The sequence below is a fragment of the Spiribacter aquaticus genome (genome assembly GCF_007625215.1).
Taxonomy (GTDB): Bacteria; Pseudomonadota; Gammaproteobacteria; order Nitrococcales; family Nitrococcaceae; genus Spiribacter; species Spiribacter roseus.
Window position 1 is genome coordinate 368,894 of record NZ_VMKP01000002.1, and the last position, 17,107, is coordinate 386,000.

Consider the following 17,107-nt stretch of genomic DNA (forward strand, 5'->3'; position numbering starts at 1 on the left):
TCTCCTCGCCTTATTGTTGATTGACGCTGATCGAGCGGAGCTGACCCCGGCGATCCAGCACGACAATCCGCTCGCCATCCACCCGGGGCGCCACGGAAAGCCGTGAATTATCGAGGGCATAACGCGCTTCAAGGGCGCCATCCCGAAGCCCGATCCAGTTCAGGTAACCGTCACTGCCGGCCACGATCAGGCCATCCCGATACCGACGCGGCGCGGTGAGGGAGAGCCCCTCGAGGGCGTCAAGACGCCACACCGAAGCGCCATTGCGGCGGTCGAATGCCCACAGCCGGCCACGCTCGTCGGTCACATAGACATTGCTGTCATCAACACTGATGCCACCCAGCACCGAGACCTCCCGGGTCCAGGCAATCTGTCCGTTGGCGAGCGCAATCCCGGCCACACGCCCCTGGTAGGCGCCCGCGAACACGTCACCGCCGGCCACCGCCGGGTCGACGTCCAGATCGACCATGCGCTCGAGATCGCTACGCCCCTCCGGCACCGCGACACTGGCCTCCCAGGCGACGTCGCCGTTGCCCAGCTCCAGCGCTCCGAGGCGGCCGTTATCGAAACCGACCACAACGCCGCCATTCACCAGTACCGGCGAGCCGTGACCGCGCAGACTGAGCGCCGGGACGCCGCTGCGATAGAGCCATCGCTGCTCACCCGTATCGGCCTCAAGCGCGAACACCCCTCCATCGCCGGTGCGAACGACCACACTGCCCTGCCCCACCGCCGGGGGCGCGAGCACTTCGCTGCTGACCCGCTGACGCCACTTGACAGCGCCACTGGCGGGATCCAGCAGGACCACCTCGGCATTGGCCGTGCCCAACGCGACGCCGGCCTCGCCCACGCCAACGGCGCCGGTGATGGCGACGTCCAGGTCCTGTCGCCAGCGCCGTTTGCCACTCGCCGCGTCATAGGCCGCCACCGTGCCGTCGGCGCCCGCGGCAAAGACCCGTTCATCCATCAGCGCCGGCTCAAGCCGATAACCCGGCGGCGTGGCAGCGCCCAGTGAGACCGACCAGTGTTCGGTAACGGCGGGCTCGCCCGGCGGCGTCTCGAGCGCCGGCGGATCCTCCGCCTTGATCAGTGACGGCCCGCCACAGCCCGCCAGCATGCCGGCGACCATCAGCGCGAACGTGATCCTGAGGTTGCGGGCCTTCATGATGCGGGGGCTCCACCCAGATCAAAGAGCTTGATCTCTACCAGCGAGCGGCGTTGCCCGGAGATTGCCTGCAGTGCCTGCTGATAGGCCTCGATGGCGGCATCGGCATTGCCCTGCGCCACCTCGAGGTCACCCTGCAGCTCGAGGAACCGGCCGCGCAGCGGCCCATCGGGTAGCGGCTCGAGCACCGCCAGCGCGGCGCTCCGGTCACCTTCTACCCGCAGCGCCTCGGCCTGACGCAGGCGCGCCACCACCGCCAGCGGGCTGTCGGCCTGCTGGTCGGTCACCCAACCCAGGGCATCGGCCGCGCGACCGGGATTGCCGGCGTCCATCGCCGCGGTCGCCACCGCAAAGGTGGCCATCGCCACATAGGGGCTGTCGGCGTGCGCTTCACGCAGTGTGCGCAGGCGATTGCCCGCCGCTTCCCGATCATCGCTGTTGAGCGCCTGCAGGATGGCGGCATAGTCCGCCGAGGCATTCGCCGCCTGACGCGCCTGCCAGGCCGTCCACTGCTGCCAGCCCAGTACGGCCGCCAGTACTGCGATGGCGGCAATGATCACCAGGCGTCCATAACGGTGCCACCAGTCGCGGATTGCCTCGAGTTGTTCTTCGTCGTCGTATGCCACGGCTTTTTACTGTCCTTTCACTGGGTCTGCAGCGCGGAGAGTATCTCCGGGAGCTGCCCGATGGCCACCGTGATCTGGTCGAGGTCATCGCGCAGATACTTCACGGTGAGGGTGTCGGCGGCCGCCTCCTCGGCGCCGCGGATCAGCGCCACCGCTGCGCCGCTGCGATCGGCACGGCGCAGCTGGCTTTTCATGGAACCCCCGCCCAGCGGCATCTGCAGATGCAGCCACGGGAGCGCGTCACGCAGGCGCTCGGCCAGCGCCAGGGTGTCGCCCTGCAGCTCGGGATCGCCCACCACCAGCGCGGCATGCGGCGTCGGCGCGGGCGGCGCCGTACCGGCCGCCTCCACCAGCGAGACCAGCCGCTCGAGACCAGCCGCGAAACCGATGGCGGGCGTCGGCCGGCCACCGATCATCTCCACCAGCACGTCGTAGCGTCCGCCGGCCAGCACCGTGCCCTGGGCGCCCAGATCGGCACTGATCCACTCGAACACGGTCCCGCCGTAGTAATCGAGCCCGCGCACCAGCCGCGGGTTGACCTGATAGGGCTGTCCGGCCTGATCGAGCATGCGGCACAGGGAATCGAAATGCGCCCGTGACTCGTCGTCCAGGTGATCAGAGAGTACCGGCGCCGCGGCAATGACCGGGGCCATGGCCGGGTTCTTGCTGTCGAGTACCCGAAGCGGATTGCTGTAAAGCCGCCGCCGTGCATCGTCATCGAGGGCCTCGGCATGCGCCTCGAAGTGTTCTATCAGCGCCGCCCGGTAGCGGCCACGGTCGGCGGATGACCCCAGACTGTTGAGCTCGAGACGAAGATCACTGATGCCCAGTGCGCGCAGGATGCGCCCCGAGAGCAGGATCAGCTCGGCATCGATGTCCGGCCCGGAGACGCCGAACGCCTCGGCGCCCACCTGATGAAACTGTCGATAGCGCCCTTTCTGCGGGCGCTCATGGCGGAACATCGGCCCGCTGTACCAGAGCCGCGGCTGGGCATTGTGAAGCAGCCCACGCTGCAGCGCGGCGCGGACGCAGCCGGCGGTGCCCTCGGGCCGCAGGGTCAGACTGTCGCCATTGCGGTCGGTGAAGGTGTACATCTCTTTCTCGACGATGTCCGTCACCTCACCGATGGTGCGCGAGAAAAGCTCGGTCTTCTCGACGATGGGCAGGCGGATCCCGGCGTAGCCATAGCGCTCGAGCTCGCGGCGGAACGTCGCCTCAACAAACTGCCAGGCCGGCCCTTCCGCCGGCAGCACATCACCAAAACCACGGACGTTCTGGATGGCCTTACTCACCATTGTCCCCCAGGGTCAGGCGGGCCACGCTCCCCCGCGCATAGTCGGCCAGATTCACCGGCTCGCCCTCGTATTCAATCTCGACATTACTGGTATCACCCACGACGATGTCATACGGCGCCTCGCCGTCGAGCCGCTCCTCGCCGGACTCGGCGATCCCGAACAGAAGCCGCTCGCCGCCGGCATCGGTCACCTCCATCCACGACTCGCCGCTGAAGCGCAGCACCAGCGGCGCAGAACCGGTGTCCCCGGGTTCATCGCCCGCCGCGGTTTCCTCGCCGTCGTCCGCCCCGCCGATGACCGCATCGGCGATCGCCTCGCGGTCAAGCTCAGGCGTCGGGGCGGCATCGGCTTCAGCGGGCTGCGCCCCGGGCTCGAGCCCGGGCTCCGGTGCCGGTTCGGGCGTCGGCTCAGGTGCCGGTTCCGGTTCCGGCTCCACTGCAGGTTCCGGGTCAGGTTCCGGCTCCGTTGGCGTGACGGATGACTCGTCCGCGTCCGTGACACGCGTCTCGCCGGCCGGTTCATCCTCCGCCGTCAGCGTAGCCAGAAAAGGCAGACTCAATTCCGAGCGCGACAGCCACCAGCCGCCGGCGACCAGCGCACCGATAATCACCGCCAGACCCAGCGCGACGCCCACAAACCCGGTACCACGGCCCGCCACCGGCCGGGCCCGACGCTTGCGCGTCTCTTCGCCGACATGCGGGTTCAGCGTCTGCGGCTCACCGGTGCCACCGGCCTCCGCCAGCTGCCGGATCAGCGGCTCCGGGTCCAGATCGAGCAGCTGCGAGTAACTGCGCACATAGCCGCGCACATAGGCGAGCGGCGGCAGTCTGTCGAGATCATCCGCCTCGAGGGCCTCGATGGTGCGCCGATTGAGGTGCAGCGCGTCGGCCACCATTGCGGTGTCCTTATCCTGGCGCAGGCGCTCATCGCGCAGTGTGCGGCCCGGACCGGACCGGGGCCGCTCGGTTCGGGTTGTCTCACCCGATTCGTCGTTTTGCGTCATCAACCCGTTACTCCGTCAGTCGTGCGGCCTGCTCGGACGCGGGAAACCGTTCCCTGAGCCTCGCCGTCAGCGCCCGCTGACGCGCCGCCTCATCACCGGCTCCGGCAATCCTGATCCCCAGCCAGAGCCCTGCAGGATTCTCCTCCACGGACGCAGTGTAGCGTGAATACCAGGCGCCTGCGGCATTCAGCTCGCCCCGCGCAAGGCTCCACTCGGCCAGACCGCGCAGGGCCGGCGCATAATCCGGCTCGATCCGCAGGGCGCGGCGCCAATAGCGGTCCGCCCGCAGCACCGGGCCGGAGGCGTTGGCCTGAACGAGGCATTGCGCGGCATTGCTGAGTGCCATGGCGCGACCGTCGTAGCGGCGCAGCGCGGCGGCCTGGCGCCAGTGCTCAACGGCGGCGACCGTCTCCCCGGCACGGCACAGGAAACCCGCGTAGTTATTCAGCGCCGCCCCGCTGCGGCCACTGAGCGACAACGCCCGGCGATAGTGGCGCTCGGCCCGGACGGGCTCCGCCAGCCGGTCGCGGATCTCGGCGGCTACCAGATGCGCATCCACCCGATCATCGTCCTGGGCCAAGGCCTGACTGACCTTGGCCAGCGCGGTCTCAAGCGCCCCGCTGCGCAGATGATAACTGGCGATTTCAGTGTTGGCGCGGGCGGCCATGGATGCCTGCTCACGGCTGGCCGGCCCGGTCTGCTGGATCGTGCACCCGACGATCCCCAGCAGCAGCAGGACCGACATCAGGCTACGCATCAGGCGTTGGCCGATGGGGATCCGCGCTTGCCCTGGTTGCGGCGGTTGATTACCTGCCCCACCAGCTGCCCGCAGGCCCCGTCAATGTCCTGCCCCCGGGTGCGCCGGGTGGTGGTGATGAAGCCCGCGTTCTGGAGAATCTCCGAGAAGCGCTGGATCCGCGACCGCGGCGAGGCCTCGTAACGCGTACCGGGAAAGGGGTTGAACGGGATCAGGTTGATCTTGGAGGGGATATGCCGGAGCAGCCGGGCCAGCTCCCGCGCCTGGGCGTCGCTGTCATTGACGCCATCAAGCATGACGTATTCCCAGTAGATGCAGTGATGCGGGGTGTTGCCCAGATAATGCTCACAGGCGGGCAGCAGCTCGCGCAGCGGATACTTGCGGTTGATCGGCACGATCTCGTCGCGCAGCGCGTCGTTGGGCGCATGCAGCGAGACCGCCAGGCTGATGTTGCTGACGTCCGCCAGCCGGTAGAGCGCCGGCACCAGCCCCACGGTGGACAGCGTGACGCGGCGCCGCGACAACCCCCAGGCGTAGGGGTCGACCATCAGGTTGGTGGCGGCGATGACGTTGCGGAAGTTGGCGAGCGGCTCGCCCATGCCCATCATCACCACATTGGTGACCCGGCGCTCGCGCCCCTCGTCCTCAAGGGCCTGGGTGGCATAGTGGAGCTGGCCGATGATTTCCGCGGCGGACAGGTTGCGGTTGAAGCCCTGCTTGCCGGTGGAGCAGAACCCGCAGTCAAGCGCACAGCCCACCTGTGACGAAACGCACAGCGTACCGCGCCCGCGCTCGGGGATATAGACCGTTTCCACCGCCTGCCCGCTTTCCAGGGCCAGCAGCCACTTGCGCGTGCCGTCCTCGGACTCGCGGTCAAAAATGGCGCGCGGGACCTGCAGCTCAGCCACGTCGACGAGCTTGCGCCGAAACCCCTTGGCCAGGTCCGTCATTGCGTCAAAGTCGAACACCCGGCGCTGGTGCAGCCATTGCCGCAGCTGCTTGCCGCGGAATGGCTTTTCATCGAGTTCACGCAGCAACCCGTCCAGCCCGGCCGCATCCAGGCCGAGCAGGTTGAGCCGTCCGGACTCGGTGCGGGGCTGACCGTCAGCCGCGGCTGTGGAGGTCATCTTCACCAAAGAAGAACGCGATCTCTTCGCGCGCGGTCTCGGGCGAGTCCGAACCATGGGCGGCGTTCGCATCAACCGTTTCCGCGAGGTCGTGACGGATCGTGCCGGCAGCGGCCTCGGCCGGGTTGGTGGCGCCCATCACTTCGCGGTTCTTGCGGATGGCGTCATGGCCCTCGAGCACCTGGACCATCACCGGCCCCGACATCATGAAATTGACCAACGCGGTGAAGAACGGGCGATCGCGATGCACGGCGTAAAACGATTCGGCCTGCGCCTGGGTCAGGTGGGTCATGCGCGCGGCGATGATCTGCAGGCCCGCCATCTCGAAGCGGCGATAGATTTCGCCGATGTTGTTCTGGGCGACGGCGTCTGGCTTGACGATGGAAAGGGTGCGTTCAACGGCCATGCAATGAGCTCCTGTGTGTGTTGATCAAGACAAGCCGATCAGTCTACCCAGCGGCTCGCCCAGCGACAATCACCCGACGGCAAAGCTCTCGCCACAGCCGCAGGCAGCCGAGACGTTGGGGTTGCGAAAGCTGAACCGCTCATTGAGGCCTTCGCGCACGAAGTCGACCTCCATGCCCTCCAGGAACGGGAGGCTCTTACGATCAATGACCACCGCAACGCCGTGCTGCTCGACCACCAGATCGTTGTCGCCCGGCGCCTCGGCGTAATCCACGGTGTACATGAAACCCGAGCAGCCCGAGGTGCGCACACCCAGCCGCAGTCCCATGCCCTTCTGGTGGCGAACCAGCGAATCGCGGATGTGGTCCGCCGCCCGTTCGGTCAGTTCAATGCTCATCGCTCGCTCCATTTTCCTGCGGCCACCCGGTCAATGCCGACCGCATGGCGTCTTCAATACACAGCGCCCCGGTGCGCGCCTCATCCGGCAGGCCGGCGGCCTCCGCCAGCCAGCGCCCGGTCACCGTCCGCGCCACCGCCGGTGTCCAGCCCTCGAGCCAGGCGGCGAGCCAGCCCGCCGCGCGAATGATCTCGACCTCACCGAACACCTCGAACCGGGCCGCACGGATGCGCGCCGCGTCACCACAGAGCCAGCAGTCCACCCGGCAGCCCTCGTCGATCCGGCCCGCGCTGCCGTGCTGCCAGCCACGGCGCTCAGCCGGTGCACCCAGATGACGACAATCCCACCATCCCCGATCCGCTGGCATGGATTCAAGCCATTTCCAGCGCGGTTGTGACGCCGTAGGCAGAATCCACCGTCCGACGGCCTTCCTCGATCTCGCGCCAGAGGGGCGATATCCCGCGCAGCGCCGCCACAGCGGCCACCACCTGGGCGCCCGCCGCGTCGATGTCGGCCATTTCGGTGAACCGGCCGATGCTGATGCGCACCGAGGCATGGGCCAGCGCGTCCGGTCGCCCCATGGCGCGCAGTACATGCGAGGGACCATCGCGCCCGCTGCACGCCGAGCCGAACCCCACCGCCAGGTCACCGAGGGCGTCCCGCAGCGCGCCGCCATGCACCCCCGGAAACGAGACGTTGAGAATCGCCGGCGCTCCGTCGGCGCGGCCGTTGATCACGACGCCGCCCGCGGCCCGCAGGGCATCGACGAGTCGCCCGCGCAGTGCGCGCTGCCGCGCCTGTTCGTCGGCATCGTCGCGGTAACCAAGGGCATCGCCCATGCCCGCGATCAGGCCCACCGGCAGCGTCCCCGAGCGCCGCCCCGACTGCTGGCCACCGCCGTGCATCAGCGGCGCCAGGCGCACGTCGGAGCGCACGCACAGCGCACCAATGCCCTTGGGCCCACAGCATTTGTGAGCGGATAGTGAGACCAGATCGGCATGCCGGTAGGGACCGGGCTCGGGCACCCGACCCACGGCCTGGGCCGCATCCAGATGCAGTCGCGCCCCCACCGCCCTGACCAGCGGGGCCAGGCGTTCGATGGGCTGAATGACGCCGGTTTCATTATTGACCGGTGCCAGCGAGACCAGCGCCACGTCGGGGGCGAGTGCCGCTTCGAGGGTGGCCGGTGTCAATTGCCCGTCCGCCGCCACGGGCAGCCGCTCGACCTGCATTCCCGCCTCGCGGGCGGCTGCGTCGGCGGCGGCGAGAACGGCGGAATGCTCGGTGGCGGTGACCAGGATCCGGCGACGTTCGCCACCGCGCCGGGCAATCGCCCGCGCGAGACCGAGGATCGCCAGGTTGTCCGCCTCGGTCGCCCCACTGGTCCAAATGACCTGAAAGTCGCGGTCGCCCAGGGTTTCCAGCACCCTTTCCTGCGCGGACTCGACCACCGCCGCCGCCCGGCGGCCATAGGCATGACTGCTCGCGGGGTTGGCAAAGACCCCATCGGGCCCCTCGAGCGCCGCCATTCCGGCCGCCACCCGCGGGTCAAGCGGCGTGGTGGCCGCGTAGTCCAGATACGCGGGGGTCATGAGCCCTCGTTTTTCGAGCGATCCTGCATGCCACAGTCTTCGATATCGGGGATGTCGCTGTCGTTGACCTCGCCGCCCAGCGCCCGCAGCGCATGGCACATCTCCTGCAGGCGCTCGTCGGTGTGATGGACATGATCAAGGATGGCATTGATCGCATTGGCGACCGGATCGGGCATGTCCTGGGTGGCGCCGTAGGCATCAAACCCGATCCGGCGGGCGGTCTCCTCACGCCGCTGCTCCGCCTCGGAGCGTGGCGGTGCCTCGCTACCGATCCGCGCGACCCGCGCGGGGATGCCGACCATCGTCGCCTGCGCCGGCACGTCCTTGACCACCACCGCGTTGGAGCCGATCCGCGCGCCCTCGCCGACATCCAGCGGCCCGAGCACCTTGGCGCCCGCGCCCACCACCACGTCGTTACCCAGGGTCGGATGACGCTTGCCGGCCCGCCACGAAGTCCCGCCCAGGGTCACCCCCTGATAGAGCGTGCAGTCATCGCCCACCTCGGCCGTTTCGCCGATCACGACGCCCAGGCCGTGGTCGATGAAAAAGCGCCGCCCGATCCGCGCCCCGGGGTGGATCTCAATCCCGGTCAGAAGCCGCGCGATCAGCGCCAGAAAACGCGCCACGCCGCCCAGGCGGTGTCGCCACAGCCAGTGGTTCATCCGATGCAGGATCAGGGCATGGACACCCGGATAGCTGATCAGGACCTCGAAGTGATTGCGGGCCGCGGGGTCGCGGTCGAAGACGCAGTTGATGTCTTCACGAAGCCGTTTAAACATGGCGTCAGTATACTCGGGTGGCGTCACCGCCAGCCAGCCGGATTGTCATGGCCGCAGCCGCTTGAGCAGGCCCCGGAGCAGATCCACTTCGTCGACGCTCGGCCGCGCGCGGTTGATGAAATGGCGCAGCCGCCGAAGCATGACGGCGCGCGGGCCGCGGCGGGTATAACCCGTGGCATCGGCAAGGGCCTCGAGCTGGCCGTGCAGGCCCTCCAGATGGGCGCCGGTGGCGTACGGCGTCGCCGGCTCGGGACTGGGCACCGATCCACCGGCAACCGCGTCGCGGGCGACAAAGATCTCGTACGCCATCAACTGCACCGCCGCGGCCAGATTGAGCGCCGGGTAGTCGGGGTTGGCGGGGATATGAACCAGCCGATGGCAGCAGGCGAGCTCGGCATTGGTCAGCCCGGTGCGCTCGCGCCCGAACAGCACCGCCACCGGTCCGGGTTCGGCGACGATGGTGGCGGCCGCCTCCCGCGGTGTGAGCGCCGGGACGCCATCGCGTCGCGGCCGTGCCGTCAGCCCCAGACACAGCCCGGTATCGGCCACCGCCGGGGCGAGGGCCGCGTGCTGATCCGCCCCCGTCAGCACCGGTGCCGCGTGGGCGGCCATGGCGATGGCCTGCTCGTCGACCGCGCACTGCGCGTCCACCAGCACCAGCCGGTCCAGCGCCATGGTCAGCATCGCCCGCGCCGTGGCGCCAAGGTTGCCGGAATGCGAGGTCCCCACCAGCACGAAGCGGCAGTCTGGGGTATTCGGATTGTTCAAGACACGGACTCCCCGGTTTGCTGTTATCATTGTCGATTACGCAGCGTTTCACGGCGTCGCACGTCGTCACCAGCCCGATTTCAGGACCGATTCATGCAACCGATGATCAACGTTGCGGTGCGCGCCGCACGCAGCGCCGGCAACATCATTGTCCACCATATCAACCGGCTTGACCGCATCAATGTCGAGGCCAAGGGCGAAAACGATTTCGTCAGCGACGTCGATCGCATGGCCGAGGACGAGATCCGTGCCAGCCTCAAGCAGGCGTATCCCGATCATGCCGTTGTGGGGGAAGAGCGCGGCGGGGCCGAGGACGCCGACTATTGCTGGGTGGTGGACCCCCTCGATGGCACCCTCAACTACCTGCGTGGCGTTCCGCATTTTGCCGTCTCCATCGCCCTGAAACACCGCGGCGCCCTGGAAGCCGGTGTGATCTACGACCCGGTCCGCCAGGAGCTGTGGACGGCGAAGCGCGGTGGCGGCTGCACCTTTGAGGGACGGCGGATGCGCATCCAGCCACGCCCGTCCATCGACAACGCCTTGCTGGGGACGGGCTTCCCGCTACGCCTGCACGCCTACCACGATGCCTATCTGGGGATGTTTGGCGACGTCTTCCGCCGCGCCGGCGATCTACGCCGCGGCGGCTCGGCCGCGCTGGATCTGGCCTATGTGGCCTGCGGCCGGCTTGACGGGTTCTGGGAGATCGGACTCAAGCCCTGGGACATGGCGGCCGGGGCGCTGATGATCCGGGAGGCGGGCGGCATCGTCGGCGACTTTGCCGGCGGCGACGGCTATCTGGACACCGGCAACATCATCGCCGGCAGCCCCAAGCTGTTCGCCGACCTGGTGCGCACCATCGCCCCGCACCGCATCGAAGGGATCCGCGCCTGATCGCGGATCAGGCCACGTGCTGCTGCCGGGCCGGTGCCTGACCGGTGGACTTGAGGGTTTCGCGCACTTCACTCCAGCGCAGCAGTGACAGCTCGCCGGCGTGGGATTCCACCAGCGCGGTGCAGCTCTCCACCCAGTCGCCGTCATTGCAGTACAGCACCCCCTGCTGGTCGAGAATCTCGGCGTGGTGGATGTGCCCGCAGACCAGACCGTCAACCCTCGCCTCGCGCGCCTCGTGCAGGAGCGCCTCCTCGTAGCTGGCGATGTAGCGCATGACATTCTTGGTGCGCTGCTTGAGATGCGCGGCCAGCGACCAGTAGGGCCGGTTGAGCGCCTGGCGGACGCGGTTGACCCAGTGATTCGCCCGAATCAGCCAGGCGTACATTCGGCTGCCGAGTACCGCGACCAGGCGGCTGTACTGCACCACCGTGTCGAATTCATCGCCATGGAGCACGAGAAGGCGCCGGCCGTCCGCACACTCATGGGTGTCGCGCAGTTTGATGCTGATGCCCTCGATGGACATCCCGGCATAGTCGCGCATCATCTCGTCATGGTTACCGGGGATGTAGACCACGCGGGTCCCCTGGCGGGCGCGCTCGAGGATGGTCTGGACGACGGCGTTGTGGCTGTCCGGCCAGTTGAAGCGTCGCCGGCGCATTTCCCAGATATCGAGGATATCGCCGACCAGATAGAGGGTGTCGCATTCGATGGACTGGAGAAAATCCAGCAGGAATTCGGCCTGCGCCCCGCTGAATCCGAGATGCGTGTCGGAGATGAAAACACTCCGGTAGCGCAGCGGCCTGAGCATTTCGACGTCCGGCATGATCGTGTCCCCGTTGCTCATCTGAGGCGCATCGTAGCCGGGGTTTGTGACCGTCTCGTGACGTTGCTGCGGTTCGGGCTCAGGGCTGCTCGTCATCGGCATCCTCGCCTTCCTTCGGCGGCGGGACCAGATCCTCTTTACTGACGCCCAGCGCCAGCGCCGCCGCACTCGCGACATAAATGGATGAATAGGTTCCCACCAGCACGCCGACGATCAGCGTGACGGCAAAGCCGCGGATCAGCTCGCCGCCGAACAGCGCCAGCGCGAACAGCACCAGCAGCGTGGTCAGACTGGTCACCAGGGTGCGCGGCAGCATCTGATTGATGGAGCGGTTGGCGATGGACTCGGCGGTGCCCTTGCGGATCCGCAGGAAGTTCTCGCGGATGCGGTCGAACACCACGATGGTGTCGTTGAGGGAGTAGCCGATCACCGCCAGCAGCGCCGCCAGCACGGTCAGGTCAAAGGTCATGCCAATGGCGGCGAAGATGCCCAGGGTAACCACCACATCATGCACCACGGCGGCCACCGCCCCGATGGCGAAGCGGTATTCGAAGCGGAACGCCACATACAGCAGGATCCCGCCCAGGGCGTAGAGCAGGGCCAGTCCGCCCTTTTCGGCCAGCTCGTCGCCCACCTGCGGGCCGACAAACTCGACCCGCCGCAGCTCGGCCGCCGGATTGTCGGTGCGCAGGGTCTCGAGGACCGCGTTGCTCAGCGCATCCCCCTGCCCCGCATCCGGTGCCAGTCGGATGAGGATGTCACGGGCGGTGCCGAAGGTCTGGACCACGGCGTCATCATAGCCGTCCTCGGCCAGCACCTCGCGCACTTGGGCGAGCTCCACGGCCTCGGGATAACCCACTTCCACCAGCGTCCCGCCGGTGAAGTCGAGCCCCAGATTGAGGCCGCGCACGCCCAGAAAGCCGATGGCGGCCACGATCAGCACTGCCGTCAAAAGCGCCAGCGGGCGGCGATAGGCCATGAACGCAATGTCGGGCTCGCGCTTGAAGAAATCCACAAGCGTCTCCTCAGATAGCCAGGCGCGCGCCGCGACGCCCGCCGTAAATCAGATTGACGACCGCGCGCGTGCCGAGGATCGCCGTGAACATCGAGCTGACGATGCCGATCGACAGGGTCACCGCGAACCCTTTCACCGGTCCACTGCCGAACGCGAACAGCACCACCGCCGCGATCAGGGTCGTCACGTTGGCGTCGGCAATGGTCGAAAAGGCCTTGCCATAACCGGCCTCAATGGCCTGCTGGGTGCTGCTGCCGCCACGCAGTTCCTCGCGGATGCGTTCGTAGATGAGCACGTTGGCGTCCACCGCCATGCCCACGGTCAGCACGATCCCGGCGATGCCAGGCAGGGTGAGCGTCGCCTGCAGCAGCGAGAGCACCGCCACGATGAGGATCAGGTTGGCCAGCAGCGCGGCGTTGGCGATTATGCCGAACACCTTGTAGTAGACGGCCATGAAGACCACCACGAGCAGAAAACCGGCCACAACCGCGGCGAGGCCCTGATTGATGTTCTCCTGCCCAAGGCTGGGCCCGATGGTCCGCTCCTCGACGATCTGCATGGGCGCGGCCAGCGAGCCGGCGCGCAGCAGCAGAGCCAGATTGCGCGCCTCGCGCGAGCTCTCCAGCCCGGAAATGCGGAAGCGGCTGCCGAGCTGCTCCTGGATGCGCGCGATGTTGATGACCTCTTCGGTCTCGACCTGCCGGCGCACCACCTCGCCGTCGACGCGACGCGGTTCGATCTGGGTTTCCTTGAACAGCACCGCCATGTGATCGCCGACCCGGTCGGCGGTTGTCCGGTTCATGACGCTGCCGCCGCTGCCGCTCAGGCGGATGTTCACCTGGGGCTGCCCGTTCTGGGTGTCGATACCGGAGGAGGCGTCGGTGATTGCCTCGCCGGTGATGATGACCTCGCGCTCGAGCAGGACATAGCCGCCGCCACGCTCGGGATAGCGCTCACTGCCGGGCGGGACCGGGTCATCCTCATCACCGCGGTAGGGGAAGTTCGCCGAGTCCACCATCCGAAACTCGAGGGTGGCGGTGGCACCGATGATCTCCTTGGCCCGGGCCGTGTCCTGAACGCCGGGCAGCTGCACGACGATGCGGCTCAGGCCCTGACGCTGGATCACCGGCTCGGCCACGCCCAGCTCGTTGACCCGATTGCGCAGCGTGGTCATGTTCTGCTCGACCGCCGCATTGCGCACCTCACGCTGCTTTTCCTCGCTCAGCGTCGCGGTCAGCAGCGGCCGGTCGTCGTCGCTCGACCCGGCATCAAAGCCGAGATCGAGATAGTCGGGGCTCAGCGTCGAGCGCGCCGCATCGCGGGCCTGTTCGTCGGCAAAGGCGAGTCGTACCGTGGTGCCCTCAACACTGGCATCCCGGTAGCGGATGTCGGCCTCGCGCAGCTGACGGCGAAACTCGTCGCGGTAGCCGGTCATGGTCTGATCGAGCACCGCTTCAACGTCGACGTCCATAAGAAAGTGGACGCCGCCGCGCAGATCAAGGCCCAGATACATGGGCTGACCGCCCACGCCCTGAAGCCAGTCGGGGGTGGCCGGCGCCAGGTTGAGGGCAACGGTGTAGTCACCGCCCAGCGCGAGTGCCAGCTCGTCCGCCGCCCGCACCTGCGCCTCGGCACTGCCAAGGCGCAGCAGCAGGTGATCGTCGGTCAGCTCCTGCCCCTGAACCCGGATACCATCCGCGCTCAGCTGTTCGCTGATCCGCTCCCGTACGTCTGCCGTCGGGGCACCCCCCGACGCGCTGCTGATCTGCAGGGCCGGGTCCTGGCCGAAGAGATTGGGCAGGGCGTAGAGGCAGCCGGCCGCAATAACGGCCACCACCAGCACATACTTCCAGAGCGGATAGCGATTCATCATGCCTACTTCGACGCGTCGCCCTTGCCGGTGTCGTCCTTGCCACCCGCGTCGGCCTTATCGAGGCCCGCCTTCATGGCACCCTTGGGCAGCACCTGGGCCACCGCGCTTTTCTGCAGCCGCACCTCGACGCCTTCGGCGAGGCTCACGTTGGCATAGGTATCACCGACGTCGCTGATGCGACCAACGAGCCCGCCATTGGTCAGGACTTCATCGCCCTTGGACAGGTTCTGGACGAGCTTCTTGTGCTCTTTGGCGCGCTTCTGCTGCGGGCGGATGAGCAGAAAGTAGAAGATCACGATCAGTGCAATGGGAAAGATCAGACCGGTCAGACCGGCACCGGGCTGGCCACCGGACTGGGCCAGGGCATCGTTGATAAAGAAATCCATGGAAGTCTCCCTCGAATGAAAGGTCGAGATTATGTCATATCCGCTCGTCGGGCATGGAATGCCCGGGCGAATTCGTTGAAAGCCTGCGCCTCGATGGCCTCACGGATGGCCTGCATCAGGCGCTGGAAGTAGCGCAGGTTGTGAATGGTGTTGAGTCGGCCACCGAGCATCTCACCACAGCGGTCGAGATGGCGCAGATAGGCGCGACTGTAATGCCGGCAGGTATAGCAGTCACAGTCCGCCTCGATCGGCCGGGTGTCATGGGCGAACCGGGCGTTGCGCAGTCGCAGGGTCCCGGTATCGGTGAACAGATACCCGTTGCGCGCATTGCGGGTGGGCAGCACGCAGTCGAACATGTCGATGCCGCGCGCCACACAGTCCACCAGATCCTCCGGCCGACCGACACCCATCAGATAACGGGGCTTGTCCGTGGGCAGCTGCGGGGCCAGCGCATCGAGCACCCGCAGACGCTCAGCCGGCGGCTCCCCCACCGATAGACCGCCCACGGCCATGCCATCAAAGCCGATGGACTCAAGCCCTGCCAGCGAGGCGGCTCGCAAGTCATCGTACATCCCGCCCTGGACGATCCCGAACAGCGCGGCCTCACTGTCGCCATGGGCCTCACGGCTACGCTCGGCCCAGCGCAGGGAGCGCTCCATGGAGCGCTTCGCCTCGGACCATTCCGCCGGCCAGGCCGTACACTCATCAAAGATCATGACGATGTCGCTGCCAAGGGCCCGCTGGACGGCCATGGACCGCTCGGCATCAAGGAATACGCGGGATCCGTCCACTGGCGAGCGGAATTCGACACCGGCCTCGGTCAGCCGCCGGCCTTCGGCAAGACTGAACACCTGGAATCCGCCCGAATCGGTGAGAATGGGAGACGGCCAGTGCATGAAATCGTGTAGATCACCGTGCTCGGCAATGATCGATGTCCCCGGCCGCAGCATCAGATGGAAGGTGTTGCCCAGCAGGATCTGAGCGCCGCTGCCGGCCACCTCCTCGGGTGTCATCCCCTTGACCGTCCCGTAGGTGCCCACGGGCATGAAGGCGGGCGTATCGATGGTGCCCCGAGCAAACTCGAGCCGGCCGCGGCGGGCCCAGCCATCGGCTGCCGACAGCGTTAACCGCAGGGTCATGATGGCACCTCCGCGGTACCAGCCATGATCAGCATGGCATCGCCATAACTGAAAAACCGGTACTCCGCCTCCACCGCATGCCGATAGGCGGCCAGGATCGACTCGCGCCCCGCCAGCGCACTGACCAGCATCACCAGTGTCGAGCCGGGGAGATGGAAATTGGTGATCAGCCCATCGATGACCTGAAACGGGAAACCCGGGTAGATGAAGATCTCGGTCTCCCCCTCGAAGGGCTGCAGCTCACCGGTCTGCGCCGCCGATTCGAGCGCGCGCACGACCGTGGTGCCGACCGCCACCACGCGCCCGCCGCGGGCGCGGGTGCGCGCCACCGCCTCGCAGACACTGGCGGGCACCGAGAGCCATTCGGCATGCATGCGGTGGTCCTCGAGGCTGTCGGTGCGGATGGGCTGAAAGGTCCCGGCGCCGACATGCAATGTCAGCGTGGCCGTCTCGATTCCATCCGAGCGGAGCGCCTCGAGCAATGGCTCATCAAAGTGCAGGCCCGCCGTGGGTGCGGCGACGGCACCGGGGCGTTCGGCAAACACGGTCTGGTAGCGCTGGCGATCATCCGGGCGGTCGGCACGCTTGATGTACGGCGGCAGCGGCATATGCCCGTGGCGCTCGAGCAGCACCGGCAGCGGCTCATCACCGGCGAAGCGCAGGCGGAAGAAATCGCCCTCGCGCGCCACCACCTCCACTGACAGATCACCCTCAAGGGTCAATGTCGAAGGAATCGCCGGCGTTTTATTGGCACGCAGCTGGGCCAGCGCCTCGCCCTCGCCGGTCAGCCGCTCGAGGAGGATCTCGACCTGCCCGCCCGAGGCCTTACGCCCGTACAGCCGTGCCGGCAGCACGCGGGTGTCATTGACCACCAGCAGATCCCCCGGCTGCAGATAGTCACGGATCGCCGGGAACCGACGATCGGTGATCCCACCGGTGGCGGGATCGAGGACCAACAGGCGGCTGTCGGTGCGGTTGGGAAGCGGCTCCGAGGCGATCAGATGCGTCGGTAGCTCGTAATTGAAATCGCTGACTTGCATGCAGTGCTGTTATACTTGTGGTTAAT

The 17,107-nt window shown here is 67.3% G+C and carries 19 protein-coding genes; 1 reads left to right on the forward strand and 18 read right to left on the reverse strand.

Annotated features, from left to right (window positions below):
• Positions 1-10 precede the first annotated feature (10 nt).
• The 12 genes from bamB to FPL11_RS05195 all read right to left on the reverse strand — a co-directional run bounded on the left by bamB (position 11) and on the right by FPL11_RS05195 (position 9,914).
• The gene (gene bamB, locus FPL11_RS05140) at positions 11-1,165 is read right to left on the reverse strand and encodes an outer membrane protein assembly factor BamB (protein WP_186295096.1); all 1,155 of its coding nucleotides are present in this window, start codon (positions 1,163-1,165) and stop codon (positions 11-13) included.
• Positions 1,162-1,791: a YfgM family protein gene (locus tag FPL11_RS05145; RefSeq protein ID WP_144347695.1), complete on the reverse strand. Its 630-nt coding sequence runs from the start codon at positions 1,789-1,791 to the stop codon at positions 1,162-1,164. The genes bamB and FPL11_RS05145 overlap by 4 nt, the downstream gene beginning before the upstream one ends.
• A gap of 17 nt (positions 1,792-1,808) precedes the next feature.
• The gene (gene hisS / locus FPL11_RS05150) at positions 1,809-3,083 is read right to left on the reverse strand and encodes a histidine--tRNA ligase (protein ID WP_186295097.1); all 1,275 of its coding nucleotides are present in this window, start codon (positions 3,081-3,083) and stop codon (positions 1,809-1,811) included.
• Complete coding sequence (locus FPL11_RS05155; protein WP_144347697.1) at positions 3,076-4,089, reverse strand: RodZ domain-containing protein; 1,014 nt, start codon at positions 4,087-4,089, stop codon at positions 3,076-3,078. Before FPL11_RS05155 ends, hisS begins: the two co-directional genes overlap by 8 nt.
• A 7-nt stretch (positions 4,090-4,096) precedes the next feature.
• Complete coding sequence (gene pilW, locus FPL11_RS05160) at positions 4,097-4,834, reverse strand: type IV pilus biogenesis/stability protein PilW (protein WP_186295098.1); 738 nt, start codon at positions 4,832-4,834, stop codon at positions 4,097-4,099.
• Between the two features lie 11 nt (positions 4,835-4,845).
• The gene (gene rlmN, locus FPL11_RS05165) at positions 4,846-5,973 is read right to left on the reverse strand and encodes a dual-specificity RNA methyltransferase RlmN (RefSeq protein ID WP_144347699.1); all 1,128 of its coding nucleotides are present in this window, start codon (positions 5,971-5,973) and stop codon (positions 4,846-4,848) included.
• Complete coding sequence (gene ndk / locus FPL11_RS05170) at positions 5,951-6,379, reverse strand: nucleoside-diphosphate kinase (RefSeq protein ID WP_144347700.1); 429 nt, start codon at positions 6,377-6,379, stop codon at positions 5,951-5,953. Before ndk ends, rlmN begins: the two co-directional genes overlap by 23 nt.
• A 69-nt stretch (positions 6,380-6,448) precedes the next feature.
• The gene (locus tag FPL11_RS05175) at positions 6,449-6,775 is read right to left on the reverse strand and encodes a HesB/IscA family protein (protein ID WP_144347701.1); all 327 of its coding nucleotides are present in this window, start codon (positions 6,773-6,775) and stop codon (positions 6,449-6,451) included.
• Positions 6,765-7,142, reverse strand: coding sequence for a hypothetical protein (locus FPL11_RS05180; protein WP_144347702.1), 378 nt, complete (start codon positions 7,140-7,142; stop codon positions 6,765-6,767). The genes FPL11_RS05175 and FPL11_RS05180 overlap by 11 nt, the downstream gene beginning before the upstream one ends.
• A 4-nt stretch (positions 7,143-7,146) precedes the next feature.
• Entirely contained in the window at positions 7,147-8,367 is a 1,221-nt protein-coding gene (locus tag FPL11_RS05185) for a cysteine desulfurase family protein (protein ID WP_144347703.1), read from the reverse strand.
• On the reverse strand, positions 8,364-9,146 hold the full coding sequence (gene cysE / locus FPL11_RS05190) for a serine O-acetyltransferase (RefSeq protein WP_110883246.1): 783 nt from the start codon (positions 9,144-9,146) through the stop codon (positions 8,364-8,366). Before cysE ends, FPL11_RS05185 begins: the two co-directional genes overlap by 4 nt.
• A gap of 45 nt (positions 9,147-9,191) precedes the next feature.
• Positions 9,192-9,914 carry an RNA methyltransferase gene (locus FPL11_RS05195; protein ID WP_200833579.1) on the reverse strand — a complete coding sequence of 241 codons (723 nt, stop codon included), beginning with the start codon at positions 9,912-9,914 and terminating at the stop codon, positions 9,192-9,194.
• 93 nt (positions 9,915-10,007) lie between these two features.
• Here FPL11_RS05195 and FPL11_RS05200 point away from each other — a divergent pair, with 93 nt between their 5' ends.
• Positions 10,008-10,805: an inositol monophosphatase family protein gene (locus FPL11_RS05200; protein WP_144347705.1), complete on the forward strand. Its 798-nt coding sequence runs from the start codon at positions 10,008-10,010 to the stop codon at positions 10,803-10,805.
• A 7-nt stretch (positions 10,806-10,812) separates the two neighbouring features.
• Here FPL11_RS05200 and FPL11_RS05205 read toward each other — a convergent pair whose 3' ends face one another.
• From FPL11_RS05205 to queA, 6 genes are read right to left on the reverse strand one after another with little or no spacing between them, the layout of a single operon-like run.
• Positions 10,813-11,730, reverse strand: a complete 918-nt coding sequence (locus FPL11_RS05205) for a UDP-2,3-diacylglucosamine diphosphatase (protein WP_327437314.1) — start codon at positions 11,728-11,730, stop codon at positions 10,813-10,815.
• Positions 11,708-12,643: a protein translocase subunit SecF gene (gene secF / locus FPL11_RS05210; RefSeq protein WP_144347706.1), complete on the reverse strand. Its 936-nt coding sequence runs from the start codon at positions 12,641-12,643 to the stop codon at positions 11,708-11,710. Before secF ends, FPL11_RS05205 begins: the two co-directional genes overlap by 23 nt.
• 10 nt (positions 12,644-12,653) lie before the next feature.
• Positions 12,654-14,516 carry a protein translocase subunit SecD gene (secD, locus tag FPL11_RS05215; RefSeq protein ID WP_186295099.1) on the reverse strand — a complete coding sequence of 621 codons (1,863 nt, stop codon included), beginning with the start codon at positions 14,514-14,516 and terminating at the stop codon, positions 12,654-12,656.
• 2 nt (positions 14,517-14,518) lie between these two features.
• A complete protein-coding gene (gene yajC, locus FPL11_RS05220; RefSeq protein ID WP_110883126.1) occupies positions 14,519-14,902 on the reverse strand; it encodes a preprotein translocase subunit YajC in 384 nt (127 codons plus the stop codon).
• 29 nt (positions 14,903-14,931) lie between these two features.
• A complete protein-coding gene (gene tgt, locus FPL11_RS05225; RefSeq protein ID WP_144347708.1) occupies positions 14,932-16,041 on the reverse strand; it encodes a tRNA guanosine(34) transglycosylase Tgt in 1,110 nt (369 codons plus the stop codon).
• Positions 16,038-17,081 (reverse strand): tRNA preQ1(34) S-adenosylmethionine ribosyltransferase-isomerase QueA, encoded by a 1,044-nt coding sequence (queA, locus tag FPL11_RS05230; RefSeq protein WP_144347709.1) that lies wholly within the window; start codon positions 17,079-17,081, stop codon positions 16,038-16,040. Before queA ends, tgt begins: the two co-directional genes overlap by 4 nt.
• Positions 17,082-17,107: the final 26 nt, after the last annotated feature.

Bases quoted from the DNA above. Each gene is read 5' to 3' on its own strand.
- FPL11_RS05175 (WP_144347701.1), bottom strand. From the start codon at position 6,775: ATGAGCATTGAACTGACCGAACGGGCGGCGGACCACATCCGCGATTCG.
- FPL11_RS05155 (WP_144347697.1), bottom strand. From the start codon at position 4,089: ATGACGCAAAACGACGAATCGGGTGAGACAACCCGAACCGAGCGGCCC.
- yajC (WP_110883126.1), bottom strand. From the start codon at position 14,902: ATGGATTTCTTTATCAACGATGCCCTGGCCCAGTCCGGTGGCCAGCCC.
- pilW (WP_186295098.1), bottom strand. From the start codon at position 4,834: ATGTCGGTCCTGCTGCTGCTGGGGATCGTCGGGTGCACGATCCAGCAG.
- FPL11_RS05180 (WP_144347702.1), bottom strand. From the start codon at position 7,142: ATGCCAGCGGATCGGGGATGGTGGGATTGTCGTCATCTGGGTGCACCG.
- tgt (WP_144347708.1), bottom strand. From the start codon at position 16,041: ATGACCCTGCGGTTAACGCTGTCGGCAGCCGATGGCTGGGCCCGCCGC.
- queA (WP_144347709.1), bottom strand. From the start codon at position 17,081: ATGCAAGTCAGCGATTTCAATTACGAGCTACCGACGCATCTGATCGCC.
- FPL11_RS05200 (WP_144347705.1), top strand. From the start codon at position 10,008: ATGCAACCGATGATCAACGTTGCGGTGCGCGCCGCACGCAGCGCCGGC.
- FPL11_RS05205 (WP_327437314.1), bottom strand. From the start codon at position 11,730: ATGCCGATGACGAGCAGCCCTGAGCCCGAACCGCAGCAACGTCACGAG.
- rlmN (WP_144347699.1), bottom strand. From the start codon at position 5,973: ATGACCTCCACAGCCGCGGCTGACGGTCAGCCCCGCACCGAGTCCGGA.
- bamB (WP_186295096.1), bottom strand. From the start codon at position 1,165: ATGAAGGCCCGCAACCTCAGGATCACGTTCGCGCTGATGGTCGCCGGC.
- cysE (WP_110883246.1), bottom strand. From the start codon at position 9,146: ATGTTTAAACGGCTTCGTGAAGACATCAACTGCGTCTTCGACCGCGAC.
- secD (WP_186295099.1), bottom strand. From the start codon at position 14,516: ATGATGAATCGCTATCCGCTCTGGAAGTATGTGCTGGTGGTGGCCGTT.
- FPL11_RS05185 (WP_144347703.1), bottom strand. From the start codon at position 8,367: ATGACCCCCGCGTATCTGGACTACGCGGCCACCACGCCGCTTGACCCG.
- ndk (WP_144347700.1), bottom strand. From the start codon at position 6,379: ATGGCCGTTGAACGCACCCTTTCCATCGTCAAGCCAGACGCCGTCGCC.